We start from the raw sequence: 13,994 nt of genomic DNA, 5'->3' as shown, positions 1-13,994 counted from the left end.
TATTACTTGCTGTTTAAACTGATGGTGGTTTCTTCCATTAGGCTTGTGGCTTCAACAAAATAGCGCTGAATGACCTGGATCTCTTTTTCTGAAAAAGAAGCTAATAGGCCAGTTGTTTTCTGTTGCAGTTCGCTAAAAAACGGTTGCAATAGTTTCATACTGTTTTCAGTGTTTGGAACAATAATCACCTTTCGCCTGTCGTCTTTGGTCAACTTTCTTTTCAACAGGTTCTTTTTCTCCAAACGGTCTATTAAACCCGTAACCGCACCGGTTGTAAGCCCTGTGAGTTTAGCTATGTCTCCAGCGGTCAGTTCCTTGTGCTGAAGGATAAGGCCCAAATATTTGTGGTCTGTACCGGACAGCCCTGCTTTTCGGGCGATTGCTTCGTGCATGAAGATGGAAGCATCGGAATACTTTCTGCTCGCCATTCTAAATTCTTGGATGATACTGTCATCTTGTTTTTTGCTCATTGTCTAAATATCTTAGTAACAAAGATAAATAAATTTTCCTTCCAAAAACTGATAGCCACGTAAAATGTTGTTGGAACGTAGCTGTTGGATGTCCGCTGGTTAGACTGTTAAGGTGAGGTAACTGCTGCGATATGATAACATCACTTAAAAAATGGGGCTATGTTACTGCTTACTTATCTTCCTATCCCGGATGAGTATCACGATGCCAAAAGAGGAGGTGAGGTAGCAAAAGCAAATTGCTCATCGGGATTCATCATTCAACATTCTTCCTTGATTTAAAATTGTGATCTTGGAAATGGGCTTGTTTTTTAGAAAAAGTTGGAACAGGCAGACGCTCTAAGGAGCTTCTACCGATAAGAGTGTTCTCATAGGATATCAACACCCGACTTCAGGTTTCATTTTTCCACGCTACCATTACGTAAAAGAGCTAAGCTACTTAGATTTCGCCTAGCTTGACAATTTTTGAAAGGGTTGCTTAATCATTTAAGTGCTTAGGTAATAAGGGTGTGAGTTTAGTTTAAATGTTTTTGACGTTAAGTTTCCATTAATATACCCATAATTCCCACATTCTTTTTTACCCATATGATTTTCTCTTTTTTATAGGATTTTTACGAAAAATAGGGCCTATGGATTTAGCTAGTTTTTCGGATAAGCGGTTTTATGTTTATTTAAACTATCGAAATTCTACTTTTAAATTTTTAATCCTATGATTTTTTAGAGCTGCGATAAAATATAATAATTACAATAAATAGTAGTATTAATTTATTTTTTCCCAATTCATTCTTTTTCAAGAAATGAATTTCTCAAATACAAATATTTGCTTTTTGAAAAATGATTTTTGTTATTTGATTTCATTCTGATTAGTGTAAACGTCAAAAGACAGTATTTATTATACAAATATTTTCATTCAAAAGAGCGTGTTTTCCAAGGGTACAAATTTGTTCTCGGTTCTAAATTATTTCATATGAAAAACGGTTACAATTTCTTTCTACAGCAAAAATCACTTTGGTGGATTTTTATTGTTCTCATCTTTTCCGTCTCATTTATCGGCAAGGAAAAATATGATGGGTTACTTCTTGCCTCTGGATCTAAGACTGAAGCCTTGGAGTTTCCATTCAAAAAATATCAGGGAAATTATATTTTTTCCCGGGATTTTGTCGGACCCTGTTCTAATATTAGCACCCTGGATTGTGGGGAAATACAGGTTTTATTGCCGTATTCGCTAAGTTTCACAGGAAGTGAAGGTGGAATTGCAAATACCGGCTTCACCATGGTCCAGGCTCCATCAGCAAGACTTGCAGCGGATAATCCTATTTCTAATCCGGCAGTTCCTGGATTGGAATTAGGAAAACTGGCTCTTGCATCCGGGAAGTTACAGTTGACTGCCACAAAGGGTATTTTTTACAGTCAGCCATCCGGCACCCCAAACAGCACCGAAACTAACTCTCAGATCAACGCGCTGGGGGTAGGGTTCAATACCCCTGGCTCCTTTTTAAATGTTGTTGCCACAGTGGATCAGCCAAACTTTTCACTTTCGGCTGGCGACCAATCACAACAAACAGGAATATGGTATGGTGTGGATGAAGATCACTACATAAAATTAGCAATAATCAAAGCATCAAGTACTCAACAAAAAATCCAATTATTTTCGGAGGATTTGAGTAATGCGTCAGAATCATTAAGGCTACCTGAACTAAATACTGCCAATTTTAATGTAGCCGGTATTACTTCCATAAAACTCAGGTTAGAGATAGACCCTGTAACCAACACGGCAAAAGGCTACTATTCCCTGGATGGTGGTGCTGAAATTCAAGTCCCAGGCAATGCCTCATTTTCAAGTGGGGCGTTGCCTGTTTCTTCTAAAATAGATTTGGGGGTTGACCATGATACCAATGTTACTTCACCAAATCTAGTTTTTGGTGGGGTATTCTCAACGATAAGACGCGCTTTGGCTACGCAGCCGCTGGATTTTTTAATCCAGGATTTTGCTGTGCTTGGTGAAGAGTCGGTAGAGCCTGCTGGTTCCATAATTGAAGATTTTAACTATAGTTCAGGGAATCTTATTGCTGTGTCCGCGGGAAATTGGACCCCGGCAAATTCAGGTGAGGCACAGATTCCTGTCCTCGCTACTGGAATCAGTGCTAATACCACTACATCCCTGGATTTTTCCTCGGGTACCCAAACCACTGATTATGCGCCTGTATCCTCAAGCCCTATCGACTTGGCGGCAAATGAACCCTTCTACTTTTCAACTTATTTTAATGTTTCTTCTTTAGGGCCAAATGCAACTGACCGCATCAGGACTGCAATAAAAATCGATGACGGCACGGCCGATGATAACTGGGTAAGGTTGCAACTGGCAAAAGGCCCTTCAAACAGTCTTCTTGCCAGGGTAGGTCTTGGGGCCCCTGCCTCAGACAATGGCAACTCTGCCGCGCAGTTTGATAAGACACTGCAATTCGTGGTAAGAGGTATTTGGGATGGGGCTAACACCATTACCTATTCTTACTCCATAGATCCTAAACTTGATTTAACCCAGACGGTCTGGTCTGCATCAGGTACCCACACAGTAGGTGCTGCACCCAGAATCACCCGCCTGTTTATCAGTTCAAACGGAACAAATAATGCCAAGCTGGGCCCGGTTCGCCTAAGCTCAGCTTATGAAGAAATCGTAACCGAAGAATTGGAAGAAGTTATTGTTGAAACCCCTTGCGGCCCTTTCAGCTTGCTTCCATGTGATCAAATTGTTAAAAGCCTGCCTGTAAACCTCACGTTTAACGGAAATGAGGGTGGTTTGCTCGATGCAAACAGCATTTCCACCGGGTTTACTATGGCCGATCCGCATACAGCTTCTCGATTGGCAGCGGATGGACCGGTGACCTATCCTTCGGTAAACGGCTATGAGCCATCTAAACTTACTGTTCAGGGAGGAAATCTCTCCATAGCTGCTTCGGCCGGAATAGCCTATCTGGCCAACAATGCCCAAGTGAATACTTTGGGCGTGGGATTAACTGATTTCTCAGCTCCTTTAGTCTTGGAAACAAAATTGTTAAACATCAATACAGGAGGAAGTTCTGCCCAGGCGGGAATTTGGTTCGGTATTGATAATGATAATTTTGTCAAACTTGATTTTAACAATAATGCCAATATTGAAGTCAGAAAAGAAGTCAATGGGCTTTCTTCCACAGCAGGCGTTGCTTCGAATACCGATCAGATTCAGGTAGTGGCAGGGGCGTCCGGTAATACGATCACCCTTCGGATGGTAGTTGATCCACTGGAGATGACCATTACCTCTTATTATGCTATAGGCGCTGGCGAATTTATTCAGGTTACCAATTCGGCTATCAGCGAGTTGGCTCTTCCACAGGTGTTTTTGACCGGCAAACAGCTGGATTCTGAGCAAGGGAATGCGAGCTTCGCAGGAATTTATAATACCTATAGAAATGGCACTACTTTCAATGCCACCTATGACTATTTTACAGTAGAGCAGGATGGAGTCAATACTCCTAAAACCCTTACTTTCAGCCCAAATACTATAAATGTTTCTGCCATAGAAGGAGAGGACATCCCTCCATTCAATGTAACGCTTTCTTCAAGTGTAGGCACTCCTCCAATTACGCTGGGTGATGATCCCCATGCTGTTGGTGATTGGCTGCTTTTCCCTGAGAATCCTGCTGTAGGTGAACTTCAGTTTGAGTTCGTTCCAGGTTTAACCGCAGGTACTTATTCTACTACGATTACCGCTCAGGACAGTGATGAGTCCGGGTATTCAAATGCTGACCTGGTTGTCAATCTTACTGTTACCCCACTTACTGATCTGAAAGTTAATTTCTCAGATGAGGCTACAGCTGCCCCTCAAGGCTATCTAAAAGATTCCGGCAGCCCGTATGCTGACCGCGGTAACGGGTATTCCTATGGATGGTTAAATGCAGCGACTTCTGCTCCGGCGAATCTGACTCCCAATGCAAGAAATAGGGCGATCAGTGGGGTCTCTGTATTGAATAACACCCTGATCCATATGCAATATGGTACGGTGGAAACACCTGGTACGGGCTATCTTCCTGATGCTAAGTGGGAGATGGAAGTTCCAAATGGCACGTATACGGTAACCGTTGGAGTAGGGGACCCCACTGTGGACGGAGCAACCGCAGACAATCCTGTGCATACTATAAATGCTGAAGGAGTCACGGTTATTGATGGCTACGTGGCATCAGGTGTGCAAGGTAGTCCTACACGGGGCACCACCGGCACCGCAGTGATAACGGTGGCCGATGGTAAGTTGACACTTACTCCGACAGGAGGCCATAATACCAAAATAAATTTTGTAGAAATAGTCACCAGTACACAGGGAGAGTTGATACCTAGTGTTATAGGAGTTAATCCCGCAGATGGCGCAACAAACGTCTCGGTGACCACCAGTGTATCGGCCAACAACCTTTACCTTCCAAATCCAGGAGGATTGAACAATAGCACGATTACCACTTCTACAGTCAGACTCTTCAAACAGGGAAGTACTTCCCCGGTGAATGCCAGTGTCAACGGTACAGGTGGAGGTGATGCGATCAATCTGGTTCCTGCTCTTCCTTTAGAAGCCAACACTACCTATGTTTTTGAGATCAATGGTGTTCAGGATGTTTCCGGAGCTACACTTGAAGCATTTACTTCTACTTTTACTACAGGTGACGGGGGCGGAGGACCCACTACCGATCTGGACAATGTTTCATTCTCAAATGCAGGCGTAGTCGATAGCGGTAATCAATATACCACATTGGAAATGGGCCCTGATGGAAAGTTATATGGGATTGAATTCAATGGAAACATCCACAGATGGACCATCAATGCGGACGGTACCCTTGCCAATGAAGAAGTATTAACTTCCTGGAAAGCCAATTATAACAACAGCAGAACTGCTATTGGATTCGTATTTGACCCTGCTGCTACAGCAGGAAACCTTATCGCCTATATTACACACGTTTCTTTTGGTGTAAATGCCGGGGCACCGGATTGGGATGGTAATATTTCAAAGTTAAGTGGAGCAAATCTCCAGAACGAACAACTGTTGGTAACCCAGCTGCCTCGATCAAACCGTGATCACCTGACTAACAGCCTGGCATTTAGACCTTCTGAACCAAACGTACTTTATTTCCTACAGGGAAGTAATTCAGCAGGTGGGGCCTATGATGGAGCTTGGCAAAGGGAGGAAAGTCTTCTTTCCGGAGCAGCCTTGAGATTGGACCTTACCAAGCTGCCTTCCACTTTACCTTTGAACGTAAGAACTACAAGAAATATTGAGGCGATCAAAGCTGCCAGCACAAGCTCACCGACTCTTGGACTTACTGATTTGGGTACCCCTGGTTATAACCCATATTATGTCAATGCCCCATTGACAATCTATGCCTCCGGAATCCGGAATGCCTATGATCTCGTGTGGCATTCAAACGGACAACTTTACATTCCTACCAACGGAACAGCCGGAGGAAGTAACTCCCCAGCATCAATTGATGGAATGAGAAGGCCAAACGGTACCTTCTATAATACCTCAGGTAATCCTTCTTCTTTCCCTGCCATCTCAGCCATCAATAATACCAACGTTCAAAAAGACTGGCTTTTCAGGGTTAATCCAAGTGAGCCGATCGGTTACTACGGTCATCCTAATCCTTACCGTGGGGAATTTGTACTCAATAGAGGCGATGCCGATGTGGACAATTCACTTTATAACGGAGTTCAAGCGGATATCAATTACAGAGGAGCGGCTTTTGATTTTGAACTGAACAAATCACCTAACGGTGTCATAGAATATAAGAGCAACGCGGAAAACGGAAATCTGCAAGGCGCAATGCTTGTCGTACGGTACAGTGGTGGAAGTGATATCATTGCCCTGGTGCCTGATGGTCCGGGCGGGGATGTCCAAACCTTTAAAATAGGGATACCAGGATTTACCGGATTCGGTGACCCGCTGGATCTTATCGAGGATGTATCTACCGGAAATATTTATGTCTCTGATTATGCGAGACAGCAGATTGTTCTCTTGAAGCCTTCTAACCAGGCTTCCCCTAGGCCGGTAATCGCACTCAGTACAGATAGGTTTGCCGGGGATGCTATTTCGGCGGGAGATAATGTGTTCACCCAGGAAATCCTGATTTCCAATCTGGGTAATGCTCCGTTGACTGATATACAGACCTCAATCACTGGAACAAATAGCGATCAGTTTAGTATTTCTGCTCTTCCGCAGACTATAAACGTACAAAACTCAGGGTCATTTACTATTACGTTCAACCCTACCTCCAACGGGACAAAAACTGCCTTGTTGACTATTTCCAGTTATAATGCAGATCCTGTGACCATTAGTTTAAATGGTTTGGGCAAGCAAGGTAACGGAGGAAGCAATGAGCCTTCTCTACAGTGGGTTTTGGATACCCATCTGGGTGCCGGAGCTATAAATGTGGGGGATGTTGATCCATCTACCAACCTGATTACCACAGGTGCCTCTACCAATTACAATTCACTGATAGGGGATGAATTGGATATACAGGAATTCCAGGCAGCTTCTGATGGACCGGTATCTGTTGAAGTTTTGAGTGTGTATGGTCCTACGGATTCCAATCCAGTAGTGGCATTTGGTTATTACCAGTCCGGAAATGCAGGATCAGTGCAGGAACTGTTTACCGTATCCAACTCTCCGGTTACCAATGGGCAGACCTTACAGCCTGTAGTAAACGGGGTACTGGAATTTGATCCTGGTATCAGCAGTTTCGGATTTGTAAGCAGGTGGCCATATTTCCAGAACAGACAACTGTTCAGTGAGGATGCGCTAAACACTTTCTCAGGTGCAATCCCGCACCATGTAAGGGTATATGCTTTACCTGGTGAAACCAATGCTTATGTGATCGCTACTGAAGAACATGTTTCTGGATTTGATTACCAGGATATCGTAGTGATCGTGAGAAACATCAAGCCTTTTGGAGCTGTCAATCCTGAAGAGGGTTGCTCTCCTATAAGTACACTGGATTGTGACCAGCTGGCAGTATCGCTACCGTTCAACTTGGATTTCTCAGGATCTGAAGGAGGTATGGCAAATACAGGCTTTACCATGGTGGATAATCCTTCAGCGAGAATCACAGCTGATGGACCAACCTCCAACCCAGCTGTTCCAGGTTTTGAACCAAGCCGACTGAGCTTCTCAGGAGGAAATCTACTGGTAAATGCCGCTAATGGCATCGCCTATATTAGAAATGGTACCGGTACAGGTTTTAGCACTGATGTCAACTCCCAGATCAATGCACTTGGTGCCGGAATAGATGCAGATGCCTTCGGCAATTTCAGTATCAGTACCACCATTGTCAATCCATATACTGATGGAAGTGGCAATTCAGAGCAGGCAGGTATCTGGTTTGGATTGAACGAAGATAATTTCGTGAAATTGGTAACAGCAAATCCGGGTACAGTACAGATGTTACGTGAAATAAACGGAGCTGCCCCCAATACAGCTGATAATGATGTACAGCTTACTGGAATTGCAGGTTTGCATACCAGTACAGTGACGCTAAGAATGTATGTGGACGTAGAAAACAATACCCTGACAGGATTCTATAGCCTTAATGGAGGTGCTGAAGTTACTGTAGGTACATTGGCTTTACCGGCTGCTTACAGAAACGGAAATACCTCGTATTCGAATCTGAGTTTTGCAGGGATTTTTGCCACCAAGCGAAGGGAGGCTACTGCAAACGTAGTTTACACGTTCTCAGACTTCTCTATCATCCCGGATAATGAGCCGGTAACGCCTACATTCGGCCCGCTTAGTATCAATTTCTCCACACCTGCAGACGCTACGCCTGCCGGATATGAGAAAGATAGTGGCTCACCATATGGGGATAGAGGCAATGGCTACACCTATGGCTGGATGAATACAGACGGTGTCACTCCGCTGGATCTTACAGCCAACACCAGAAACAGGAATGTTTCAGGTGCTGACTTCATTCAGAATACCATTATACATATGCAATACCAAAATGGTGTGCCTCCTGGAGGAACTCCAAATGGGGTAATGGTAGAAGGAATCTGGGAAGTTGCCCTGCCTAACGGCACCTATGCCGTGACTGTGGGAGCTGGTGACCTGAATGTGGATGGAGATCCAACGACCAACCCTATCCATAATGTAAATGCAGAGGGGGTCAATGTCATAAATGAATTTGTTCCTTCCGGAGCTGTCGGTGCGCCTACTAGAGTTACCTCAGGTTCAGCTATTGTTACTGTTGAAGACGGCAAGCTTACCATAGATGCTTCCGGTGGATTCAATACCAAACTGTATTCTTTGGGTATTACCCAAATTACGCCTGGTGGTGAGGATGTTTCTCTGGTAGCTGATCCGGAAGAACTTATATTTGAAGTGGAAGTACAGAATTCCAGCGCAGGACCTGGTAGAAAGACGGATAGTCATGTGGTAAGTATTACCAATGACAGTGAAGAGCCTGTTCAGATTACCGGCGTCTCTTTCAGAGGTACATTTGCAAGCCACTTTAGTACTACAGGACCTACTTCGGTTACCCTTGCAGCTGGTGAATCTGTTGATTACACCGTTACCTATGCACCGGAGCTCAATAACTCCAATCTGGGCTACCATGCAGCTGAAATGGTACTGGCTTTGGCAAACGCAGAAGCTTCCGAATTTGCACTTGGCCTATATGCGCTTAAGAAAAACGGTTTTGAAGGTGGAAATGAACCTCCTCTTCAAGCTGTAGTCAATACTTTAGGTATTGGTATCAATGTAGGCTGGACTTCTCTTGCCGATGGTGTGCAGCAAGTTCTAAAAGGTGAAGAGGTATTGGTGCAGCAATGGATCAAAGCGGGTCCAGGTCAGGTAAACATTACCCCTGTGGGCAGGTATTCTCCTGCCGAATCCTTGCCTTTTGGTTGGTACACCAATGGATCGTCAATTGTAAGAAATCAAGTAGGTGTGCTCGCATCAGATATTTTCAATGCCCAGACCCTATTCCCAGAAATTGCAGAAGGTGATGATTTCTTTGATCCGGGCAGCGCAATATTTGGTATCTATGTGACTTCGAATTCCTTCCAAAGATCTAATTATACAGAAGACGCTTTAAACCTGACTAGTGGTGGAACAGGTGGGGTTGTAGCCCGACGTGTAAGAACATACCCTATGAAAGACAGAGCCGGTAACCTGATTGAAAACAGTTACTTGGTAAGCTTTGAAGATGCTTCGAACGGCGACTATCAGGATTACATGTTTATCATTGACAATGTCATTCCTTATGAAGACGGTGCGCTGAAGCTGGAATTTGAAGCAGATAACATCAATGTATCAGCTGCTGTAACGGATGGAAATAGTATCACCCAGCAGGTGACCCTGAATGCTACAGGAGGGTTGGATGCCTCGGAAGTGACGCTTACCAGCGCAGCTTCCTGGATTACTTTACCTGAGGAATTCGAACTGGGTGTGCCTTTTGACATAACCATCAATACTGCGGGACTGTCCCAAAGTGAATACCTGGGCGTGATCAATGCAAGTGCTCCTGGTTATACTTCTGACCAGATGCAGCTTAACCTCACGCTGACTGGTACTGAACCGGTATTTACCTATCAGTTCAACTTCCAGTTGCCTACCAATATTGCCCCTTCTCCTGCGGGCTGGATCAATGATCTGGGTGCACCTTATGGAGCTCAGACTACCGAGCAGGGTGCGGTGAATTTTGGGTGGGTGCTCCCTGGTACCACCACTCCTGCCAGTGCGGTTGAGAATGCTAGAAACAGAAATACTGCATCCAACAATGATGCTTTGTTAAATACCCTAACCATTATAGGCCACAGAACAGCAGCTACTTATCCGCTTAGGGACTGGGTAGTCAATCTTCCTAATGGTACTTATTCAGTTAACATCAGTGTAGGGGATATTACCGCTACAGACAGTTACCATAACCTGGATGTGAATGGGGTCAATGTGATCAATTACAACCAGGAAACTGCAGGTACAAGTGCGCCGGTACATTTCCAGGATACAAAAACCGTAGTCGTATCCAACGGAGTACTCCGACTATCCCTGGCTTCAGGAGGTGTAAATGCGAAGGTGAACTACATTAGAATAGCTCCAGTCCAGACAGGCAAGCAGCCTCCGCTGATCGAGACTACCCTGGATGGGGTGATGTTCTCCGAAGATGTGTACAGAGGTCCTGTGACCCTATCTTCCCAGGCCACTGACCTGAGTGGGTCGGCTGAGGGAATTGTAAGATTCCAATTCAGTGTAAACGGTCAGGCTTTGCAGGATTATACCAATCCAATAACACTGACAGATTTGGGTAGCTATATAGTTTTGCTGGAAGCGGAAGACGGTAATGGTAATAAGTCAGTTAAATCTTACCAGTTTACTGTAGAGCAGCCTACAGGCGCAATGCTGTTCATAGAAAATATGAATAAAATTCCAGGTACGAACAGAGGTTTCCCTGCTAACGATTATTATACGTTCCACAGACTTAGAAATCCGGGCACCGCTTTGGTTCATGATAAAAATGTGTTGAGAATAAACAATACAGGCACGGATAATCTGGTTGTCTCTGACATTTTGATCTCTGATCTGAATGATTTTGAATACGAGATCATTACAGCTGGTGGGGCATTGCCTCGTACCATTGCACCAGGTGGATTCATTGACCTGGACATTACCTTCAAAGGTGACCATGGCGGTAACGGACATATGCTGTTCAAGGAGAGCATACAGATAGTCTCCAATGCTGACAATGGTTCAGATAATACAGCTGTGCTCCATGGTGCATTCTCTCCTGTACCGGAAGGTGGGGTGGAGATTGACTCTGATGACCTGTTCAACGTATTCGGATTCCAGTCCAAAATGAACAGTATAGTGAATGATCAGGGTACTATTACACCTCCGAATAGCATAACCTATAGACCAAGTTCCAATTACCCGATTCCTGAGAATATCGATGCAGGATATGAAGGTGATCTGATCTTGTCCAGCAACTTTGTGCAGGCTGACCCAAGCAAACCGGTTATCGGATTCCAGATATCTGCGTTACATGGACCTGGAAGCAACGGAGCTAAATTTGTACAGGTAGGCGGTACTGGCACAGTTGGAGGAATTAATTTCTCCCACGCTAGTGCTTACTATCAGACCTTATTCCCTAAAAACGGAGCAGGTGCCATCAACAATGACCTGGCGGCCAGTATTACGGTGCCGTTTAGAATTGCCATTGCGGACTACCTGTCCAGTGGGGGTAACAATATCACCGGGGCCAGACCGGATCTCTTGGGAATCAGGGTGTATAAAGTAATAGACCATAATGGTGACATCATTCCGAACGAATACATCGTACTTCAGGACTTTATCCAGGGTGGATGTGGTGCAGGATCTGCCAACTGTGACTGGAACGACAATACCTTCTACTTTACCAACATCAGACCTGAGGCAGTGCCTACAGCTGAAGCGATTGATGCCTTGTTCATCAATGAGGGGGAATTCTTCTCACAGGATATCACCGCATCATTTAATAAAGGTTATCCGGGCAACAAACTGACGTACACCGCTACCTTAGTGGGAGGTGGAGCAATTCCTTCCTGGATGACCATGGGTGCAAATGGAATAATCTCCGGTAATGCCGACGCTACTGCCTTGGCAGGTTATGAGGTCAATGTTATTGCCACCGATGTCAATGGACTGGTCACTTCAAGTGTGCTGCAGGTGGATGTCAACAAAGCCCCACTTGCAGTGGTAGAAGCAGACGTTACTGAAGGAAGACTTCCGTTGACGGTACAGTTTACCGGAGACAATTCCTCAGATAATGGCACGATCGCTGAATACTCCTGGAACTTTGGAGGCGTTGGAACTGCCAATGTGGCAAACCCTAGCTTTATCTTCAATGCGGAAGGCGAGTACAATGTTGTCCTTACGGTCACTGATGATACCGGGCTGGTAGGTAAGGATTCTGTTACCATCTCGGTGGTGGAAAACTTTGGTCCGCTTACTGTCGCCACTGCTGATGTAAGTAGCGGAAATGCTCCGCTTTCTGTCTCCTTTGACGGTAGTGGTTCTACTTCGGACGGAGAAATAGTGGATTACCTATGGGATTTTGGCAACGGGGATAACTCTTCGGAAATGAGTCCTGTCTATACCTTCACTACACCTGGACAGTATACGGTAACATTGACTGTTACAGATGACAATGGACTTTCAGATGAGGCGGAACTTAGCATTTCTGTACTGGAGAATCTGCCGCCTGTGGCTATAGCTACAGCCAGCGTCCAAGGGGGCACTGTTCCGTTGACTGTGGTCTTTAACGGTGATACTAGTACGGACGAACTCGAGGTGGTGAGCTACGAATGGACGTTTGGAGACGGATCTCCTGCTTCTTCAGAAGCTAACCCAACACATACTTATACTTCTGCCGGTACATTTACTGCCACTCTTACAGTGGAGGATGCTTCAGGACTTACCGGAACTGCGACGCTTCAGATTGTGGTCGAGCCAGAGATTGAGTTTAGTCTGTACTTGAACACAGGTAGCAGCGCTACGGTCAACTTTGACGACAAGGTATTTGTGGGTGATATAGGATCGCCTAGCTACTACAACAGCACGCATACCTATACCAATACCAATGCAAGTACTATTAGTTTGTACCAGACAGAACGTGGATCTATGGGTAATCTGTTGCCACTGAATTACAGTATTCCTGTACCAAACGGTACCTATACCATCAGTACTTATCATAATGAACTGTATTATGGCAAGGCGGCTGGATCACCAAGTGGAATTGCAGGAAGAAGAGTGTTTGATATCCTGATTGAAGGCGCACTGGTAAAAGATAACCTGGATCTGTTCCTGGAAGCAGGCAACAATCCTATGAAGCTGGTATTCGAAGAGGTAGAAGTGACAGACGGGGTTTTGAATATCAATATGCCGGCAACTGCAAACAGACCGAGTATATCCGGTTTGGCGATAGAGAAACATCAGGTAATTGTAAACGAGGCTCCGGTGGCTGTTGCTACTGCAGATAAGGAAGAGATCTTGCTTGGAGAGGCGGTTAGCTTTACCGGTAGCAACTCTACAGATGACGTAGCAATAGTAAGCTATGCATGGGACTTTAAGGATGGAATCACTTCCGATCTGGCAGATCCTATCCATACCTTTACTGTAGCCGGTACTTATGATGTGGAATTGACCGTGGTAGATGCTGAGGGCTTGTCCAACAGTACGGTGATTCAGATCACGGTGAATGCACCAAAGGTAGATCCTATAGCAGTAGCAAGTGCTACACCAAACCCTGCTGAAGTAGGAGAGCAGATCAGCTTTATCGGGCAGAACTCTACCGATGACGGGGACCTGATCTATGCCTGGAACTTTGATGATGGAACTGCTTCAGCTGAAATGAATCCAACTCATATCTATAATGAAGTAGGTCAATACGAGGTGATGCTAACGGTGATTGATGGAGACTTTAACATTGATTTCACCACATTTACAGTGAATGTGGAATTGCCAGCAGAACCAGAGCCTGATTT

Annotated in this window: 2 protein-coding genes; one reads left to right on the top strand and one right to left on the bottom strand. The window is 44.9% G+C overall.

All coding sequences use genetic code 11. From position 1 onward, the window contains the following. Positions 1–2: 2 nt before the first annotated feature. Complete coding sequence (locus AS141_RS12220) at positions 3–470, bottom strand: MarR family winged helix-turn-helix transcriptional regulator (protein ID WP_057937959.1); 468 nt, start codon at positions 468–470, stop codon at positions 3–5. 964 nt (positions 471–1,434) lie between these two features. Here AS141_RS12220 and AS141_RS27280 point away from each other — a divergent pair. Then, positions 1,435–13,994: PKD domain-containing protein (locus AS141_RS27280; protein WP_157243457.1), on the top strand; the 12,560-nt coding region annotated here is incomplete at its 3' end.

Origin of the sequence: Algoriphagus resistens (assembly GCF_001442615.1) — a bacterium.
Lineage (GTDB): Bacteria > Bacteroidota > Bacteroidia > Cytophagales > Cyclobacteriaceae > Algoriphagus > Algoriphagus resistens.
The sequence above is the reverse complement of the archived record's forward strand: the minus strand, read 5'-3'. Positions and strand labels throughout refer to the sequence as shown.